Here is an 18,437-nt window from a genome sequence, read left to right on the forward strand (position 1 = left end):
CTCGCTCCAGTTGGCTCTTTGGAGTCAAAACTATTTGATCGAATTTCGCTAAAACTATGAGAAATATTTCGCGCATCGTGAACGACACTTGTAAACAATGCGAAACCTACCAGACTTCAGAAGTGAATGCTAACAATTGTCTAAACTCTATCACGAGAATTAATCGCAGCAGTGAGCGCATTTTAATAAGGACTAGTTTTTAACAATTTGTTCCAGATGCTATTCTTCCGGCTGATTTCGCATGTGATCAGCCAAATTTAAAAGGGAGTGCAACAATTCAGAACGAAGTGGTTCTTGGATTTGCATGTCATCAAATGCTTGCACCATACACAACATCCATTGATCGCGTTCCGATTTGCCGATCTTAAATGGAAAGTGGCGCATACGCATACGAGGATGACCGAAACGCTCGATGAAAAGATTCGGTCCCCCCAACCATCCTGATAAGAACATAAATAACTTTTCTTCAGAACCACGCAAGTTTTCGGGATGCATTTGGCGAATGCCTTGCGCTTCAGGCATCGTGTGCATGATTTCATAGAAACGTTGCACAAGCTTGCGAAGAACTTCTTCGCCACCAAGTTGCTCGTAGGGTGTGGGTTGTTTCTCTGTCATGCGTGACTCTTACTTTCTAAAACTCTTGAAGTCCAAGAATCTCTTTACAGATATCCATTTGTCGCTCAATTTCCGCAATCGCTTTATCAAGCTTCAATCGTTCGCGTGGATCAAGATCGTTTTCCAGTGCCGCAACAACCATAGGCTGTTTCTTTAACCAGGCGCCCTGACGGGAAGCATAGTTTTCTGGAATGCCCGCGCGGTAAGCCGATTGTTTGGCGTTTCCATCTTTCAGATACTCAACAATAAATTTTAAAGTTTCCAGCGTGAGCATTTTTCTGTGCGCCTTCAGTCTGGAAGAAAAAGCCATTTGGCGAATTCGCATCTTGTCCCCTTACAGAAATGCTCGACGGAAAATCTTGTCGACCGTATAGATTGCCGCACTGGAAACGAAAGCCGCAGCACCAAGGCCGCCTCCGAATCCTTTTACCAGTGGAATCAAATAATACAAAATTAAAGCAAACACGACGCTTGCAAGCAAAACTCTTTTCCACCCTAGTCTTGATTTATCAGTCATCCCCACAAATGTCGCACCAAAGAACGCCGCTTGCAGTCCCAATACGAATGGCAGATTCGTGAAGCCAATCAAAACCGCAAACACCAGCGAAGGCGCACTTGAAGCACGCACCGTCGGCCATTGTCTTTTATGTATCAGATAATAAGTGATTTCAGCTCCCAGAATAGAGGCCGCGATTAAGCACGCTAAGATCATAACCACAACCTCATCGCGATTCCCAATAACGACGAGATAAATGCGATCGCGCCAAGACGACCACCAAAACCTTTAAGGTACGGAGTCAAAGCGAAGTACACCGTGCTACCGATAATTGAAACGAGAAGAATTTCCCACAGACCCGCACTGACAACTTTTGAACCCATCGCAACGAATGCGCCCATATAAATGTTGGCATGCACATGAACACTATCGATGCGTTTTGTTTGTGGTATGAAAGTACCTAAAAGACCGGTGAAGGCTGCCGCGACAACGGCTGTCCATTGAAACTGCGCTTGCAGAAAGAAGCAAAAGTAACATCCCGCAAGAAATGTCGCGAACTTATAAAACCAAAGTTCACCGTGTTTGCGAGAAAACTGCCAAATAAAACTCATAGGCCCTTATGCTATAGCACTCGGAACCTAATTGCTACCATTTGCCAAAAAAGCTGCGGGCCTTCTTCATAAATTGAACTTCTAAATCCAATTCTTCAGAAAGAGCTTCAACAATAGCTCGGTCTTTATTCAGATCCACGATTTCGCCAGGGCGATAAATAAGGTCTTCATCCGAAGATTCGAAAGTTACCCAACCGACCCCTTTTGCGACACGGACCGAAACCTGAGCAGAACCCGGTTTTAAATCCTGGGGACGCCATAACTCACCTTTTTGAAGCCTAACTGTATAAAGCATATGGTCTATTATACCGAATTTTATTAAGCTTCTATAGGTAAATACCAGGGTCTTTTAAAAATCGAATGGCATTCGGCGCAAGCAAGGAGAGAGGCATGAGTCTAGATAGTACTGACAGAAGAATATTAAGTCTGCTGAAAGAAGACTCACGTATGCAGTATGCAGAGATCGGTAAAAAAGTAAATTTGTCAGCGCCCGCTGTTCATGCGCGCGTGAAAAAGATGGAAAGCAACAACATCATTCGCGGTTATACAATCGACATCAACCCCATCGCCCTGGAAGCTGATTTGTGTGCGTTCATCCGCATTGGTAAAGGTAAAGGAACTTCCGCTGAAGTCGCCAAAGAACTTGTGAAGATCAAACAAATTGAAGAGTGCCACGGTGTCGCTGGCGAAGACTGCTTGATGGTCAAATTGCGAACGCGTTCTACAGCAGAACTTTCAACTTTGATCGATCACATTCGCGGCATTGAAGGAATTGATCGAACGCTGACCGTTGTAGTTTTAGAATCACATTTTGAACGAGGTCTGACGCCTTAAGAAAAAAAGCCACTCTGCGGAGTGGCTTTTTTGTTTTTAGAAGTAGTATTTATAACCAACACCGAAGCCCGTCAGATAGCCGCTACCGAAATCGACGGCAGTTGAAGCATCTGTGGCGCGACCTTTAAGACCAATTGCTCGCAGGAAAACTTCACACGCAGAGTTTTCTGAAAACAAATAACCAAAGCCCAAGTTACCACCCACAGTTCCAGTGATATCCCAAACTTCGGTGTTACTGGCGTATGTCAAAGCTGGGACGCTATAATTCAGTGACAATGGCAAATATGCTTTGCTCCACTTGTAGGCGATGCCTGCTTCGACGATGAAAATCGAAAACTCTGGTTGAGTGGAAAACGCATTGTTGTAATTACCGCTGGGACCTTTCATTGTTAATGAACTGACTTTGCGTCTTGGTTCATAAAGCAAGGAACCTGTTAAACCCCAAGAGTATTCGGCCGGATTTAGGTAATTAGCACCAAAACCAAAAGATCCTTTGCTATCGTAAGAGGCTTCAATAGTTCCCGTTCCACTACCCGTCGTGGCCTGTGCATTTTTGAAAATAACTTTATCTGCGACAGAATAATACAATGTCGCACTGAAGGGACTGCGGCCTTTCGCTTTCGTGCTTGTAGACGCCTTAGTTCCCGCTGCGGGTGCAACGGGCTTCATCATTGAAGGACTCTCAACAAGCAACGACGGTTCAACCGGTGTCGTTAAGGTTAAAGGTGTTCCTTGATTACAGTCACTGGCATCAAAGGCCATAAGTTTACGATTCACTTCTTGCAGTTCCAGAGTGCACTGATGACCATCTGGAAAAGTCGCAAGAAAGATCTTTCCACTACGGAATGGACTTTCGACACTAGATTCAACAATGACGATATTTTTACTACGAATGATTTGTTTGATCGCGTAGGAGATCACGACAGGCGATTCAACCACGGGCTGCAAAGCCGGCGCATCGTCCAAACTCAATTCGTCACTAACATTTTGCGCAGACGCATTTGCTGCGATCACAAGAACGTACAAGATAGAAAAAATCGCCCTCTTCATAACCCTCACCTGTTACTTTTTCTAAGTAAACAGAGCGCTGTTAATAGGGGAAGTCGATAGTGCTTCGTGTGACTACAAATAGACAAACATCCAGATGTTTATGTCAAAGAGTAGCAAAGAAAAACCATTCTTTAACGTCTTGTCTCGACACAAGCGAAATTATTCGCTTCGTCTTTAGATCCCGCACCTTTATAAATCGGCCAGCGAGGATACGGGCACAACGGACGTCCTCTGCCGCTGGTTGATTTATTCATATCTCGCCCAATCAAAATTTCTGGACGCTGATTTTTCTCGACCCAATTATCTAACGCTGTCAATGGGTCCCATGAAACTGCGAAACTTCCCCAGCCGTGACCAAATCCAGGGACAAGATAAAACTGTACTGCCGCTTGCACTTTTTCTTTACCGAACAATTCGACAAGCTTTTTGTAATAAGCAATTGTGGGATTCGTACTTATCATCGCGTCGGCTTGCCCGTGCATCAGAATTAATTTTCCACCACGCGCAAAAAACTTTTCAATATGTGGATCTGTAGCTCCCACGATTCCTGAAAGTTCAACGACTCGATCCTGATATTTACCAGGATGAGCAGGATCAAAATTTAACGCATTAAAATTCGCATCGCGAGTCAACAGAAAGCGAGCCCACTGTGAACCTTGCAAAAATAAATATCCATTTTCAATCGTAGGCTGCCCTTGCAACTTCGCCGACGTACCAAAACCACTGTTACCCCTGAAGTCGGCCCCCTCAAGAATATTGTAGCCTTCGTGTTCACGAATTCCGTTCGCCAGTGAATAAGGCAACTGCAACGATGTATGAATTGTGCGCACACTTGTCAGCTGCGCATCTGATAAACAACCATCCCCCAGATCGCCTCCTCCCGTACAGCGCAAGGATTCCAAAGTCGCAGCAGAGATTCGACGACACTCTTCCACATTACTGACTAAACCATCTTCGAGATTATCAAGACGATCACACGCCGCGATGACTTTCTTAAAGACCAGATCTTGCTTGGCTGAATTTAAAAAACCACCTTTGCTGTACAGTGCTTTTCCAATACGCAAACCGTTCATACGTGTGCCAGTAAAGTTCAAAGCTGGTGCCGAAGAAATCACACCGTCATAATCTTGTGGCCAGCGCTGTAGTACCGTCAAAGCTTCGCGCCCGCCGGTAGAGGCTCCAGCAAAATACACCTTCGCGGGTTTCATATTAAAATAATTATGAATAATAACTATCGCGACATCGTGAGTTTTCTTAAGGTGTTGATGACCGAAATTCAGTAAAGCTTCATCGTTTACCGCAAAGCTTGCATCCGTGGAATCACCACTGTGACCCGAATCACCGCCAAAAGTTGCATACCCCAAAGCTAAGGGGGTAGGTCCTTCAGTGCCAGAAAAACTAATCAGCGAAGTCCCAGATACGACCGTACCGTTGTATCCTCCACCACCCATTTGCAGTGCTTTGTTATTCCAATTCTCAGGAAGATTTATTTGAAAATGAATGGGCGGCGCTTTCGGGTCCACAGATTTAATTTCGCCAAGCACGCGGCAATAACGACGATCAAAACCGCGCTCGTCGCGGTCGTTAACGAGGTCCGTTTGTGAAATCACAGCACCTTGGGTCGGTAAAGAAATTTCCTGAGATGAAATTGATAGATTTTTAAGATTTTTGCAAACAGATGGATCCTGTGCGGGTTTACGACCTAATAAAGTCGTACAACCTACAAGCAAAACGAAAACGGACGCTCCAGAAAAAACGAAAGAGTATTTTGTCTTCATAAAATAAATGATAACAAAATACTCTCGGTTGTCTGCTAGCTTTTAGCGACAAGCTGTGTTTTTGTTGTTTAACTCGCCTTCGAAAGATGGGCTACATCAAGCGGAGCTTTTGGATCTGGACCAAAACGATTGTCACCTTCATCACCGGCAACGAACGCTAGGTACTGACCATAGATAGGAACAAACATCCACCAGCCGCTTTTGTTCACGTCATGCATACGACGAACCGTGACTGCAAGACTTGGAAAAAACATTCCTAGATTAAAAACAGCAGAAACAAAATCGGCGTTCTTTTGTCCCAGCGTCAATGTTGTTGCAACACCAACGACCACTCCGACAATCAAATACCAGAGGTGAAACATCCAAAACTCTTTGCGACGAGCACGCGATTTATAATTTGCGAAATCCATAATCACATCTACGAAATAGTCCACGAATACCTCCCGAAGCCCTATAAATATTTCTTTGTTTTTATCGGTCAGAAGACTGGTCATCTACAGATCATGAAAACAAATTAATATTTATGATGATGTCATCTCAAATTGAGACGCTAACGAAGTGTGTTCCATGTAAGTCTATAAGCTGTTTCAAGATTGTTAATATCCAAAACACGCAAAACATTATTCGTACAAGATCCTGACTTGCGTTCTGAAAACCGCGCGTGCTACATGCGTGATGAATTCAAAAACCAAGGAGCTCCCCGTGAAAACAATGATCTTGTCTGCTATCGTACTCATTTCTTCTTCGGCATTCGCCGCTAACAACAAACCTGCAAAACAACCTTGTGCTGATTTCGCACGCGGTGCTGCTGAAGCTGTTTACCTTGCTGATGCAACTGGCATTCAAGGCCACGAATGGGACAGCCAAGTCACTGCTTATGAAATTCAAAAAGACAAATCAGTTGTTGTGACTGTGGCGATCGCTGGCAACAACGATGAAGGTGATCAGTGGGAATCAAAAGTTGAAGTGACAGTTGGTACTGCACCAAGCTGCCACATCATCGAAATGGGCGAAATCAAATCGAACTAAGAGACCTAATTCAGGTCGTTGTCTAATGCTTAGACAGCGACTTGCCTTCAGAAATAACCTACTGCCTACTGATGAGCCTCCTTAAGGGAACCACCCTTGCAAAAAAATGCACGTGGAGGCTTTCTATGAGAATCAATAAATTCGCCCTGTCAGCGCTACTTGCAATCACTCCCCTTTTGCAATCCCCAGCAGCTTTGGCATTTGAAGCACTCCGCGATCCCGCAAAGTTATGGGAAGCGAAAACTGAAGACGTTAAACGAGTCACTACCGCGCGAGTAATTTTGGCGGACTATGAATTGATTCGTAAAGACTTCCCTGAAATTCGTAATCTTTCAAATCAAGAAATCGATCAATGGCTTCTGCGAAACACTGCTTTTGTTTCGAAAGAGCAAGCCGCACAAGAAGTCGTGAATGATAAAATTCATACCGACGAAACTTCTCGCATGGCCTATCGCCCGCGTGAGTATCGCCGCGCCCATGTCTTCGTTGCTGATACCGGTGGCCTCATTGACGCTAAAGGTACTGGCGCCGTAGATCCTTCAGGTGGCAGTCATGATAACGGTCTTGCAACCTTAGGTGATATGATTCGTGAATACACTTACGAAAAACTGATTCATGCTTTGTTCGTTAAAGACGGCCGCTTTGATACTGTCGGCAGTTACGCAGTGATCGACTATGGCTTTGATATCAAACATCCAGATGGTGGCAGATCACGTGCGGGAACAGTTTTACGCCAAGCTCACACTCGTTATCATGATGGTCCTATGGGAATTAGAACTCGCGGTCAATCAACGATGCTGCCGCGTGAACATCAAGTTGAAGTTGAAACATTCCTTCGCCAATTCGGTGTAACAAGTTCGGTGAAATTTAACGGTTTGGATTTGGTCAATCTGCAAGGCGCACAAAATGGTGCGGTGATTGATTTCGGTTCGTTCCTGACTCAAGAAAAATTCACGAACACGGTTTCCTTTTTCTATGACAAAAACGGCAGTGCTCGTCCTTCTTCAGCTGATGTGATCATGAAACCGGGCGAAACAAAGTTCATTCAACCGACTCACGATTTGCAAATTCCATTTAAGATCTGGGGCTACTCACAAACTGGGAAAGCCGATTCAAAATACGACAACCCGTATATTTGGGCGCATGAACTTGCAGAGTCTTTAGCGAAAGGTCACGCCAGCCGACAAGATGCTGAACAACACGTTCGCAACTTGTTCGATACTGCGGAAGTTCAAAACGTGTTCGCGAGAATTCATCCTTCGTGTCAGGCATTATTCTAATCACCTCAACAAATAAGTTTATGTACTGTGATGGTGCAAGCTGGGTGAACGTCGGCAACTAGCGAATACGGCGCCATTCACCATTTATTTTTTGCATTGTAAAACGCGCACGAAGATATTGGCGTACTTCTTTGTCCTGATGAAGGCCTTTGATAAACGCCCAATACTCTTCCGTCGTGTCAGGAGCTTGCCCTTTCGTCTTTTTATCCAGGATATGTTGAGCTAAATCTACCAGAAAAACTGGATCTAAAGTCGTCGTCACCGTTTCAACCAAAGTATTGCCATCCGGAAGCAACATTCTATCTGCAAGCGTGACTTCAGTCATTTCACGAGTCGCCGCCAAGGTGTCCGTTTTAATGTCAGTGATATTTTTATAGCCGCTGGGCATTTTATCCAACATGAACTCTTCAAGTTGAATCATCGCGATGCTGGTCACCGCATGCTGAAAACGCTTTTCTTGGAAGTATCCGTAGAACTTGTAACCACCGAAAGATAAAACGAAAAGTGCACAAACTGCTGCCAGGATCTTTTTATGAAAAGTTGTCATAAAAAAATATTAGAAGCAGATGTGCACTCTCGCAATCTTCACCGAAAAATTCCGTTCCATGTGAAATGAATTAACGAAGTTTTGTGGTAAGTCTAGACCTTATCAATTTAGGACTTACAGCTCTCGATTCTCATCTCGATACAGGACCTTTGTAACTCGAGTCACCACTATATTTGAGTTCTTCACTTGTTCCATGAAAGTTCCGATACCTTGTTCATCTTAATTCTCGAGGGAACACATGGACACACCTGCACAGAACACGAAATTCTTGAAAAGCCTTCAATTCAAAATGATTTTCCTATCCACTTTCGGCCTTGTTATCTTGCTTGGAACATTATTGTTTTACGTGTTCCCACTTTACGAGCGTCAGTTCATGGAAAGTCAAAAAGCGGGAGTTAAAGCGTCCATTGAAATCGCTTATGACGTGATTCATCGCTATGGTGAAAAAGCGGAAAAAGGCGAAATGACTGTGGAAGAGGCACAAAAGCACACCAAAGACATCATTCGTGCGATCCGTTATAACAAAACGGACTACTTCTTCGTTTATGACATGAAAGGGATTAGTGTCGTCCATCCGATCAATCCAGATTTTGAAGGTAAAGACCGTTCTGGTGCTAAAGATGCCAGTGGTCGCTTGAACATCAAAATGATGATGGACATTGCGAACTCTGCTGAAGGAGAAGGCTTTGCCTACTATGACGCCGTCAAAGAAAAAGGCGGACCGTCATTTGATAAAGTCTCTTATGCGAAAGCTTATAAACCTTGGGGCTGGTTCATTGGCACTGGTGTTTACGTTGACGTCGTTGAAAATACGATTCGCAGTTTTGAGCGCAATACACTTATCGGCTTTGCATGTGTCGTCCTTTTAGTGGCTCTTGCAAATCTATGGTACAGCAACCGCTTCGCTAAAAACATTCGCGGCATTGTTGAAACAGTGCAAGGTCTTTCAACGCAAGTGACTAATTCTGTGGGCCAACTTTCTCACGCAGGTAAATCATTGTCAGACTCTTCAACAAGTGTGGCAGCGTCTTTAGAAGAAACAGTGGCTTCGCTTGAAGAAGTCAGCTCTATTATTAAAGTAAACTCAGACAATGCTTCGCAAGCAGCGACGTTGTCGCAGGAATCAAAACACGCGGCTGAAAACGGTGAAAAAGAAATTGCTCTGCTTATTTCATCAATGAGCGAAATCTCTGAAGCTTCTAAGAAAATCGATCAGATCACTGAAGTTATTGACGATATCGCTTTCCAAACGAATTTGTTGGCCTTGAATGCTGCGGTTGAAGCGGCACGCGCGGGCGAGCAAGGTAAAGGTTTTGCGGTTGTGGCAGATGCTGTTCGTACGCTGGCGCAAAGATCTGCTTCTGCGGCAAAAGATATCAGCGGTCTTATTAAGGACAGTGTTCACAAGATTGATCGTGGTGCCGAGCTTGCCGATAAATCAAGCGATGTCCTTAAAAATATCTTACGCTCTGTCAATAAGGTCGCGGCTTTAAATGGTGAAATCGCAACTTCAAGCACCGAACAACTTGCAGGTATTCAGCAAATCAATACGGCGATGAATCAGTTGGATCAAGGTTCGCAATCGAATGCGGCTTCCGCAGAAGAGATTTCTGCTAACGTGGTTGAAATCGCCCGCAGCACAGAGCAGGTCGATAACCAAGTCATCGTGTTAAACAAGCTGATCGCTGGCTAATTAGACCGTCAAACATTTTAGATTTTCGTAAAGGGCACAGCAATGTGCCCTTTTTAGTTTGTTTCATAGACACTATTATGAAACACAAAACGTCCATTCCCCTGCTCAGTTGTCCTCGTTGACTCAATTCAAGAAATTATTTTTGGGCTCATTTACAAAATACTGACAACACATCGTACGTTTTCTTCAAGACATCTTGAGTTGTGTGATGAAATAAAAACTTTTGTGAAAGAAGTGATCAATAACTTTCAAATTTCTGTACGGTGTGTGAACAGGACTGAGCGCACGCAATTTTGCCCCATTTTTATTTTCGGATTTCCCAACTAATCTGGTTAACGACAACAGATTAGGTTTTTTATTTTGGAGGAATAATGAAAAGCACAAAACTACTACTATCACTTTCACTAGTAGGTCTACTCGCAGGATGCGGTAATCAGCTTCAAACAGCAGACGGCGCTTCGCAAGAGACAGACTCGTCACAATCAACCACATCAGCACCCGCTCCAGTACAACAAACAGCCGCGCAATCTATGATGAACGACTTGCAAAGCAGCCTTAAGGCGAAAGCCGCAAACTCTGTCGCAAGTGGTGCTGCACAAAAAGTGACCTTAAGCGGTCTTGGTTTAAGTTCTGATCAAATCCAAACTATTCTTGCAAGTGCGGGAATGGCTTTGTCTTCAGCAGGTCTATCTAATAGTAACGATCTTTCAGCCATCATCCCTGCGATCATTCAAGGCGCAAGCTTGGGTGTCGGCACATTGAATCTTTCCGATCTGACTGCAAAGTCGGGCCTTCTATCATTGATTGGCGACAGCACTTTGAATTCACTCGTAAATTTGTCTAATGATTCCGTTTCGACAAATCTGATTGAGTCCGTAGCTAAATCTTTGTTTGCGAATTTGAATTTAGCCGGTGTTGGTTCTGCGAATCAATCAACGGCGGCAAGCTCCATTATCAATACTCTTCTTGGTAACCTTGCTAATAAAGACTTTGACGTGAGCAGCTTGACGACTGTGATTCAAAGTCTTGCATCTGGTTCAGTTTTGGGATTGGGGTCACTGGGCAATTCTTCTTCGATCTTGAATACGATTGTTAAAAACTTAGGTTCTGGTTCCTTGACGGGTTTAACTTCTTTGATTGCGAACCTTGGTGCAAATAACAATACAACGACAACTCTGCAAAGCTTGATCGCTGCTTTCACAACAGGTTCAAATTCAGGTTTAAGTTCTGTGGTTGCAAAATTGGGTGGCGGTTCTTCGATCTTGTCGACTCTTTTAAGCAGCTTGATGACTGGTATTACTAATTCAGCTTCGACAAACACGTCGACTTCGACTTCGAATCTTGTGGGATCAGTCGTTGGCTCATTGCTAACTTCATTCTTGTCTCGTCTCTAATTTGATTGATTTTACCCACGCGAACCTCGGGAGCCTCCCCTTGGTTCGCGCTGTTTACTTCTGAATATGAGGCTTCTTGTTAAGACACTCCGTTCTTTCGTCTTTAACTTTTCTTCGGCGCAATATCTTTATAGCTTTTTAGCAGCAAGACCTACGCGTTCTACAACATGACTTTTGATGCGAGTAATGTGTGAGCAAAGCACAAGCTGCGCATCAGGAGGATAATATGTGTTTGTCTTTAATAACTCTGATATTTTCATTTATCGCTTCAACAACATTTGCGGCATCAGACCCTACGCCACCCTCGTGGTCGGACTGGAGTTCTCTTGGAGGTATTGCCACCTCTGATCCCGCTTCGTGTTCTTTGCCTGGGTTTAAGACCATTGTTGTCGTGCGTGGTACTGACATGGCTTTATGGGGACGTCTTTGGGATGGAAACAAATGGTCACCTTGGACTTCCGTGGGCGGTGTCTTAACGGGCTCTCCGTCTGTTGTGTGTTCGGGCAATTCACGCGTCGATGCTTTCGTGCGCGGCACTGATGGTGCGCTGTGGACTCGCACTTATAAATCAGGCACATGGACTGATTGGATGTCATTAGGTGGCGGTCTTGCTGCCGATTCAGGCCCCACTGCGGCCTCGTGGTCTTCATCAAAGCTGCATGTTTTTGTCAGAGGCACTGACAACGCCCTTTATCACAAATGGTTGAGTGGCGGCACATGGAGTGGATGGGAAAATCTGGGTGGTGTTCTGACTTCAGATCCAGGTGCAACAGCGTGGTCCAACGGTCGCCTTGATGTGTTTGTGCGCGGAACTGACAACGCTCTTTGGCACAAATGGTTCGATGGCAGTTGGTCAGGATGGGAATCACTTGGGGGCGTGTTAACGTCTGCACCCGATGTCGCATCATGGGGCTCGGGCCGTTTAGATGTCTTCGTGCGTGGCACCGATAATGCCTGCTATCACAAATGGTACAGCGGCGGTTGGTCAGGTTGGGAATCTTTAGGAGGTGTACTGACCTCTGGACCCGGCGCGAGTTCTTCGGCGAAAAATCATGTGATGGTTTTTGTGCGCGGGACTGACAACGCTGTCTGGTTCAAAGGATTCAGATAATATTCATATTTACTTGCGGGCTTTCAGTCTAGATTGAAAGCCCGTCACTAAGTACTTCCCACATTCCTGCTTTCTGCCACTACACTGATGCTTCAGGAGAACACTCGAATGAAGGATCTTTTCTTGGGCTTGAAAGACAGCATCGTCAACCTGTACAAAAAAATCAAAGCTATGGACGACATGATCTTTAATGGCTTAGATAGCGAATTTTACGAAGAGAAAAAAGAGCACGTCCGCGCCAAAAGAACCAACAACGTGCGCATCGAAGATCTTCGTCCGCCTAAGCGCGAAGATTAATTTCTATTCTAGAATCGGATGATGGCCATAAACTTTATCTTTAGCCATCGCATTGAAATGCCACCACTCGTGTTCAAGAACTTTGAAGCCTTGATCTTCAAGAAGTTTTCTTAAGATCAAACGATTGTCGTGCTGCTGACGTGTCAGCTCCCCGCTTGCTAGAAATTTTTCTTCCAATTTCGGCTGAGCCAAATCTCTAAAATCGTCAAACCCCGTGCCCATATCAAGCAACTGTCCATCACGTGTTTGCAAAGTCAGATCAATCGCCATACCAAAATTATGCAAGGACCCTGGATGCGGAGCCGCCACATAATTCTGAAACGGAGTTCCCGCCAAATGATCGTAAAATTTCGCCTGAATACTGCGTGGACGAAGTGTGTCCCAGACATGAAACTGTAAATGCGGATAGTCTTTCTTCAGAGCACTGCACGCCTGTTGAAACATTTTTGCAGCCGCTGGAGCAAGAAAACAGCGCTGAAAACCACCATACACATCTGCATTCATAAAGTTATCGCCTGTGGAATATTTTAAATCCAACACCACTTCAGAAGAGTCTTTAATTTCCGTGAAATTCTTTTCGATAAATTCGATTTGCTGCGTGAATGCGTTCATGAACGAAATCGTGCCACAAATAAAAAAGAGCATCAATGCCGAGTCGCAATGATGCTCTGTATTTGGACTTAATTCGTCAGACTAAAGAGAAGGACTGACTTCCGGTGCTCGCATAACTGGAGCTTGCACCTGAACCTGCGCTTCACCTCTTCTGCCAAAATGTTTTTCCCATTTACGGCGAGCTGACTTTTCTGCTTCGATTCGTGCTTGCTCAACATATTGTTCAAGCATTTCATCTTCAGATACTTTATAGACTTTGCACATTCTTTTCAAAACCTCGACGGGCGGTTTGCGATGGCCGATCTCAAGGTTTGATAAGAACTGTGAGTTCTTGTAGCCAAGAAGCTCGACGGCTTCTTTTTGAGTTAGACATGCATCTTTGCGGTGCTTCTTGATGAAGTTTGATAGTGTCACTGCTCTTACCCTCCTGTGTACCAAATGAGCAATCCATATTGGATTCATGCTTACAGTTATATAAGAACATTGCTCGCCTTAGGTAGAATCATTTAAGTAATGAAAATTACATTACGAAAAGGCAACTCCACAATTTTAGTTTATGTCACAACGACGTATACTTCTGTTTAACAGTTACAAAAGTCACACGAATGTCACTTCTTTTGACCATTGTTAATTTGCGAACTATCTATGACCTATGTGGCGCAAAGAGAGTTCACTACAACTCGTTAAAGAAATTCAAAACCTAGATCTTCCGACCTATGTCACTGACGAAGTTGGAAAAATTTATGGCAGCAACGACTCTGGCGCTGATATGTTTGGTTATCAGCAAAAAGAACTCGTTGGTGAATCGGAAGACATTTTCTTTTCTCACTACCTTGAAAAACCTAGTGAAGCTGGTGATCACTACACGTGGCGCGTCCGCAAAAACGCGGAAATTTTTTATGCAAAAGAAGAAGTGATTTCTGTTTCTGAGAACGATCAAGACACAAAACTTTATGTCAAAACTGTCGAGGACATGTCATCACATCTGACTGTGCTGGAAAAATGCGACTTGTGGTTTACGCACTTTAAAGACTTAAATTACGGTGTCCATGTAGCAGACGCGAAAACAAGACACTTACTTTATATAAATGACCTTCTTGCGGCACGTTTGGGTTATACCGCACAAGAACTTACCGGAACTTACGGAACGAAACTCGTCGATCCTGATCAGCTCAAGGTAATGCCCACCAAAGTTTACCCTCAAGTCGCCAACAAAGGCCGCCATCAATTTTCATTTCGTTATCTCACGAAGCATGGGATCGCCTTCCCGATGTCTGTCGAAACAGCCTGCATCAGAAATATTAAGGGCGAGATTGAATATCGCTTAACTTTAAGCCGTTTGAATGACGAAAGTCCCTGCGTCGAAACTTATCTGGTCTAATTATTTCTCGAGCTGAAACTTTTCAAAGCGTTCAAGCTCATTTTCAATGAGCTTTTTGTTTTTCGATGACTTGTGTTTTCCCAGCCAACTCCACTGTTGGATAAGCAACTCGTTATTCTGACGATCCGTCTTCAAATCAAGAACTGCCACCGCTTTATCGCCGATAAGCACCGGCAGCGCGAAGTATCCGTACTTGCGTTTTTCTTTGGGCACATACGCTTCGAAGCGATGATCGTAGTCGAAAAACATGTGAAAGCGTTTGCGTTGGATCACGAGAGGATCAAATGGAGAAAGAATATGCACTAGTTCTTCGGGATGTTCTGAGGCGTGGGCTTCGTAAACTTCGGGCTCCATCCAGAACTGAGTCTTTTCGTTATCCTCAACGACAACAGAAACCAAATTCCCTTTTTTAACTCGTACTTCGACTTTCTTAAGAAGTTCTTTTTTGCGCGGAACTTTTTCAAGGTGAGCGATAGAGTCAATAGTGATAACTGCTTGCGATTTCAGTCCTCTATCAATTTCATAATCAAGAACTTCACCGGCCGTTGCTGCTTTTGGTTTTTTATCCCAGCCGAAATGACGATCTGTCAGTTCGTATTTCTTTAGCATTCCCAGACGCTCGCTGATCACTAAGTCTCCGCCATTAAATGCCAATTGCATCGCGCGCTTTGAAGGTTTGCGACTTGCCCACTCGTGTTCTTTTTCAACCAACACGTCGTCATTAATATCGCGAATGGAAATAGCGCCGTCTTTTTTGATCAGACGCATAACCTTTTGCACATCTTCTTTTTTGACGTTGCTAAACCAGCTTGATGGGTGGGCCTTGCGATATTTCATCGCCGGAAGGAAATATTTAAAGTCGTCCGTATGAATATAAGCAAGAGCGTGAGTCCAATATTCAAACACCGACTTATCTTTGCTTTGCGCTTGGTGCAAGTGTGCGCGTTTATAATCGGGAATGCGGGAATAAAGAATGTGGTGATGACTGCGTTCGATGACGTTGATGGTATCAATCTGCACATAGCCCAGATGCTTAATCGCCTTGGGCGTGGCCTTAGCGCCCTGACCGAATGGAGAGCTTTCCGAAAGACCTTGAGCTTTTAACCACAGAGCACGAACTTGGGATTTTGTCAGAGTGACTTGCATATCTTTTTGTATGCCGATTGGTGGGGATTCTCAATAAAAAAAGCCCGGTTTATCGCCGGGCTTTTGGGGTTTTATTCAATTTATTTGAATTTAACTGTTACCACTTCACAGATTTGACCTTGTAGAAGTGATGCACCTAATTGGATCTTCGCGTCTAGCACATCGCTGCTGCGAAGAGCGTTTTGGCGGCTTGCCTCACACTCGTCCATATAGTGCGCGCAGATACCGACGCTGTCTTTGTTATCGCAAACCCAGAAGAATTTTTCTGTGATTCTTGAATCGAATTTCACGTCTTCAAGCTCAGAGTGAAGTTCAACACTGCACACGATCTTTGCGCGACCATCCGCTTGTACGTCTCTTGTGAAACCGTACGTAAAGTTTTTGTATTTCAGCTCAATCTTTTTGCTCTTTGCGATTTCGTTTTTACGAGCTTCGATATTCTCGATGAATTTTTCGCACTTCTCGCCAAGTTCTTGAACTGTGCCCTTTTGACTCCAATTCAAAACACGGCCCGATGGTTTACCGAAAGTACAACGTGTCCCTTCCGCATTACATCCGATACCAGAATAATAAGGGGCTGCCTGAGCGATATTGCCCAATACCATCAACGAAAAAAGAGTCGCCAAAGTCTTTTTCATAAAACACCTTTCAAAACGGGTTATTAATTCATGAGAGGTCTTAAGCCAAAAGCGAGCCACCGTCGACTGCAATTGGGAGCGTCTACGCTTTGTTTGTGTGAATAAAGTTTTGACAGAGGCCCGCACAGGGGCAATTTCTTACTCGACAGTAAGCTCTTAACAATAGAAAATCACTGGCTTAATGAAACTTTCTGGAACGTCAAATTTCACTCTTTCAGAGAGGGATTTTGAGTGTTAGCATTTTCTTATGAAGATCATTTCTGCGTTGAGCGTTCTTACTTTTTCTTTTGCCTTAAGTGCCATGGCAACACCTTCTTCGGTTGTTCCTTCTTCAAAGGTGCAGCGCAAACCATTTAATGAAGATGTGTTGGGTAAGAATTCAGTGATGTGTCTGCTTGCGCAGAAAATGGAAGTGCATGGGCATCGTGGTTTAGGTGGCTTTCCTAACAACACATTGTCTTCATTTCGCGCAGGCTACGATGCCGGCGCTGATGTTGCCGAGCTAGATCTGCAAATTACCGCTGACAATCATATCTTGGTGGCGCACGATGCTGTTCCCAACGTGGGGACTGAGCGCTGTTCATTGCATGGCAAGTCTTTAGAGAAAACTTCTTTGCGTGAACTGCCTTTTGCCGAAGCTTCGCAGATTCGTTGTGGCGATCGTTTATGGACGGAATCATTTACTGACTCAATTCCCGAACTCAGTGCGGTATTTGCGGCTTTTAAAGATCGTAAGTCTTTAGCTGGCAAACCCGTACGCTTAAATATCGAAATTAAATACTTCAAAGATCAAGTGCAGTACTACCCGCCTCAGGATGAATATTTGAATATGATCTTAAAAGTCATTCGCGACAGTGGCTGGTCGACAGATCGTTTTTTTGTTCAGTCGTTTAATCATGACATCTTGAAGGTTCTGAAATCTAAAGCGCCCGACATAGAGTTCGTGCCTTTGATTTGGGATGCCCGTGATGCCTTGAAGGCCGCGTTGGATGTGGGAAGTTCTATCGTGACTTCGGGTTTCCCGCAGTTAACGCCTGAAGTGGTTTATCAAATACATCAAAAAAACGTGCGTGTGATCTCGTGGACACCGAATTCTGTTGAAGAATTGAAGTGGGTTATTGCTTCTGGGGCTGATGGTGTGATCACTGACCGCGCTGATTTGTTCATGCAAATCCGCCGCGAATTATGTGAGTAAGTTTATTTTCACGGCCTTTTTCCCTCGAGAAATCTCATTGTAAGACGGAAATGTCATTTTTTTGCCCAACCTTTTGACACTCTATTTTCTTGTTTCTTTTTCTGCGCGATACTGATCTCAGCTGTTAGTAATGGGACAAGGAAAATCAAATGAAGAAGTTAGTTTTGAACGTAATTAGTTATTCATTGTTTGCCGCCTCTGCGATGATTCCATCGTCAACAATGTTTGTTGCGAAATCTTTGGAGCCATCAATCTTCGATATTAATACCGCTGGTGGTTTCCAAACTGAGGGTGCATGCAAAGCGCGCTTCCTGGATAAAACCCCAAAAATCCTGCGCGACAAATGCCGCATGTCTTAATGTCGTATTTACGAAAACTGCTACGCCTTATAGTTAGTTTTTGTTTTAAGATCGTCTTCGCCTTATTCAAGGCCTTATCAATTTATTTAATCGTAGCCTTCGCCGCGTTGATCTCAACCGAAGGCTACTCATTCGTCAAACAATACGCAAACGCCAACGACGAAGGCAAAGCCTATATCATCTGCGTTTTTTCCATGCGCACAGTGGAACCATCGGCCACGGACTTTTCAAGTTGTCTGCCCTATCGCGAGATGAGTTCGATGAAAGCCAGTGGTGAAAAGCCTCTGGAACCCGTTGAGGGCGAGTGCCCTCATGGGTATGAGTTGAAGAGTGGGATGATGGGGATGGTGTGCCTCCCCATCAAATAGCTT

General features: G+C 44.3%; 23 protein-coding genes and 2 pseudogenes. 12 read left to right on the plus strand and 13 right to left on the minus strand.

Going from position 1 to position 18,437, the window contains the following annotated elements; all coding sequences use genetic code 11:
* Positions 1–219: 219 nt before the first annotated feature.
* Genes DOE51_RS12910 through DOE51_RS12930 form a run of 5 tightly spaced genes read right to left on the minus strand, consistent with a single transcriptional unit; the run spans position 220 to position 2,017 of the window.
* The gene (locus DOE51_RS12910) at positions 220–615 is read right to left on the minus strand and encodes a group II truncated hemoglobin (protein ID WP_142696968.1); all 396 of its coding nucleotides are present in this window, start codon (positions 613–615) and stop codon (positions 220–222) included.
* 16 nt (positions 616–631) lie between these two features.
* Positions 632–889, minus strand: a complete 258-nt coding sequence (locus tag DOE51_RS12915; protein ID WP_246845084.1) for a terminase small subunit — start codon at positions 887–889, stop codon at positions 632–634.
* Between the two features lie 60 nt (positions 890–949).
* Positions 950–1,327 carry a hypothetical protein gene (locus DOE51_RS12920; protein ID WP_142696970.1) on the minus strand — a complete coding sequence of 126 codons (378 nt, stop codon included), beginning with the start codon at positions 1,325–1,327 and terminating at the stop codon, positions 950–952.
* Positions 1,324–1,722 (minus strand): hypothetical protein, encoded by a 399-nt coding sequence (locus tag DOE51_RS12925; RefSeq protein WP_246845085.1) that lies wholly within the window; start codon positions 1,720–1,722, stop codon positions 1,324–1,326. The genes DOE51_RS12920 and DOE51_RS12925 overlap by 4 nt, the downstream gene beginning before the upstream one ends.
* Positions 1,723–1,756: 34 nt before the next feature.
* Positions 1,757–2,017 carry a hypothetical protein gene (locus DOE51_RS12930; RefSeq protein ID WP_142696971.1) on the minus strand — a complete coding sequence of 87 codons (261 nt, stop codon included), beginning with the start codon at positions 2,015–2,017 and terminating at the stop codon, positions 1,757–1,759.
* A 95-nt stretch (positions 2,018–2,112) separates the two neighbouring features.
* On the opposite strand from DOE51_RS12930, the gene DOE51_RS12935 reads away from it, so the two are divergent.
* Positions 2,113–2,556, plus strand: a complete 444-nt coding sequence (locus tag DOE51_RS12935) for an Lrp/AsnC family transcriptional regulator (protein ID WP_168196445.1) — start codon at positions 2,113–2,115, stop codon at positions 2,554–2,556.
* Between the two features lie 36 nt (positions 2,557–2,592).
* On the opposite strand, the gene DOE51_RS12940 is transcribed toward DOE51_RS12935, so the two are convergent.
* From DOE51_RS12940 to DOE51_RS12950, 3 genes are all read right to left on the minus strand, one after another.
* The gene (locus tag DOE51_RS12940) at positions 2,593–3,606 is read right to left on the minus strand and encodes a hypothetical protein (RefSeq protein WP_142696973.1); all 1,014 of its coding nucleotides are present in this window, start codon (positions 3,604–3,606) and stop codon (positions 2,593–2,595) included.
* A 131-nt stretch (positions 3,607–3,737) separates the two neighbouring features.
* Positions 3,738–5,384 (minus strand): tannase/feruloyl esterase family alpha/beta hydrolase, encoded by a 1,647-nt coding sequence (locus tag DOE51_RS12945; RefSeq protein WP_142696974.1) that lies wholly within the window; start codon positions 5,382–5,384, stop codon positions 3,738–3,740.
* Between the two features lie 68 nt (positions 5,385–5,452).
* Positions 5,453–5,818: a DUF805 domain-containing protein gene (locus DOE51_RS12950; RefSeq protein WP_168196446.1), complete on the minus strand. Its 366-nt coding sequence runs from the start codon at positions 5,816–5,818 to the stop codon at positions 5,453–5,455.
* Positions 5,819–6,095: 277 nt separating this feature from the next.
* Between DOE51_RS12950 and DOE51_RS12955 the strand changes: the two genes are divergently transcribed.
* On the plus strand, positions 6,096–6,413 hold the full coding sequence (locus DOE51_RS12955) for a hypothetical protein (protein WP_246845538.1): 318 nt from the start codon (positions 6,096–6,098) through the stop codon (positions 6,411–6,413).
* Positions 6,414–6,538: 125 nt separating this feature from the next.
* Complete coding sequence (locus DOE51_RS12960; protein WP_142696977.1) at positions 6,539–7,693, plus strand: hypothetical protein; 1,155 nt, start codon at positions 6,539–6,541, stop codon at positions 7,691–7,693.
* A 58-nt stretch (positions 7,694–7,751) separates the two neighbouring features.
* On the opposite strand, the gene DOE51_RS12965 is transcribed toward DOE51_RS12960, so the two are convergent.
* On the minus strand, positions 7,752–8,240 hold the full coding sequence (locus DOE51_RS12965) for a hypothetical protein (RefSeq protein ID WP_142696978.1): 489 nt from the start codon (positions 8,238–8,240) through the stop codon (positions 7,752–7,754).
* A 373-nt stretch (positions 8,241–8,613) separates the two neighbouring features.
* Here DOE51_RS12965 and DOE51_RS19445 point away from each other — a divergent pair.
* The 5 genes and pseudogenes from DOE51_RS19445 to DOE51_RS12985 all read left to right on the plus strand — a co-directional run.
* Positions 8,614–9,057: pseudogene (locus tag DOE51_RS19445) on the plus strand (cache domain-containing protein); the annotation flags it as partial.
* Between the two features lie 264 nt (positions 9,058–9,321).
* A pseudogene (locus DOE51_RS19450) lies at positions 9,322–9,933 on the plus strand (methyl-accepting chemotaxis protein); the annotation flags it as partial.
* Between the two features lie 371 nt (positions 9,934–10,304).
* A complete protein-coding gene (locus DOE51_RS12975; protein ID WP_142696980.1) occupies positions 10,305–11,327 on the plus strand; it encodes a hypothetical protein in 1,023 nt (340 codons plus the stop codon).
* Positions 11,328–11,553: 226 nt separating this feature from the next.
* Entirely contained in the window at positions 11,554–12,438 is an 885-nt protein-coding gene (locus DOE51_RS12980; protein WP_142696981.1) for a hypothetical protein, read from the plus strand.
* A gap of 108 nt (positions 12,439–12,546) precedes the next feature.
* Positions 12,547–12,735, plus strand: coding sequence for a hypothetical protein (locus DOE51_RS12985; RefSeq protein ID WP_142696982.1), 189 nt, complete (start codon positions 12,547–12,549; stop codon positions 12,733–12,735).
* A gap of 3 nt (positions 12,736–12,738) precedes the next feature.
* Here the strand turns inward: DOE51_RS12985 and DOE51_RS12990 are convergent, their stop codons facing one another.
* The gene (locus tag DOE51_RS12990; protein ID WP_142696983.1) at positions 12,739–13,347 is read right to left on the minus strand and encodes a M15 family metallopeptidase; all 609 of its coding nucleotides are present in this window, start codon (positions 13,345–13,347) and stop codon (positions 12,739–12,741) included.
* Between the two features lie 81 nt (positions 13,348–13,428).
* Positions 13,429–13,761: a helix-turn-helix transcriptional regulator gene (locus DOE51_RS12995; RefSeq protein WP_168196447.1), complete on the minus strand. Its 333-nt coding sequence runs from the start codon at positions 13,759–13,761 to the stop codon at positions 13,429–13,431.
* A 238-nt stretch (positions 13,762–13,999) separates the two neighbouring features.
* On the opposite strand from DOE51_RS12995, the gene DOE51_RS13000 reads away from it, so the two are divergent.
* Positions 14,000–14,728, plus strand: a complete 729-nt coding sequence (locus tag DOE51_RS13000) for a PAS domain S-box protein (RefSeq protein WP_142696985.1) — start codon at positions 14,000–14,002, stop codon at positions 14,726–14,728.
* Here the strand turns inward: DOE51_RS13000 and DOE51_RS13005 are convergent, their stop codons facing one another.
* Positions 14,729–15,874 carry a winged helix-turn-helix domain-containing protein gene (locus tag DOE51_RS13005; protein ID WP_142696986.1) on the minus strand — a complete coding sequence of 382 codons (1,146 nt, stop codon included), beginning with the start codon at positions 15,872–15,874 and terminating at the stop codon, positions 14,729–14,731.
* Between the two features lie 80 nt (positions 15,875–15,954).
* Positions 15,955–16,512: a hypothetical protein gene (locus DOE51_RS13010; RefSeq protein ID WP_142696987.1), complete on the minus strand. Its 558-nt coding sequence runs from the start codon at positions 16,510–16,512 to the stop codon at positions 15,955–15,957.
* Between the two features lie 247 nt (positions 16,513–16,759).
* On the opposite strand from DOE51_RS13010, the gene DOE51_RS13015 reads away from it, so the two are divergent.
* The 3 genes from DOE51_RS13015 to DOE51_RS13025 all read left to right on the plus strand — a co-directional run bounded on the left by DOE51_RS13015 (position 16,760) and on the right by DOE51_RS13025 (position 18,434).
* Positions 16,760–17,707 carry a glycerophosphodiester phosphodiesterase family protein gene (locus DOE51_RS13015; RefSeq protein ID WP_246845086.1) on the plus strand — a complete coding sequence of 316 codons (948 nt, stop codon included), beginning with the start codon at positions 16,760–16,762 and terminating at the stop codon, positions 17,705–17,707.
* Between the two features lie 149 nt (positions 17,708–17,856).
* Positions 17,857–18,066, plus strand: coding sequence for a hypothetical protein (locus DOE51_RS13020; protein WP_142696988.1), 210 nt, complete (start codon positions 17,857–17,859; stop codon positions 18,064–18,066).
* A gap of 107 nt (positions 18,067–18,173) precedes the next feature.
* Entirely contained in the window at positions 18,174–18,434 is a 261-nt protein-coding gene (locus tag DOE51_RS13025; RefSeq protein WP_142696989.1) for a hypothetical protein, read from the plus strand.
* The last annotated feature ends 3 nt before the right edge of the window (positions 18,435–18,437 follow it).

Origin of the sequence: Bdellovibrio sp. NC01 (genome assembly GCF_006874625.1) — a bacterium.
GTDB lineage: Bacteria > Bdellovibrionota > Bdellovibrionia > Bdellovibrionales > Bdellovibrionaceae > Bdellovibrio.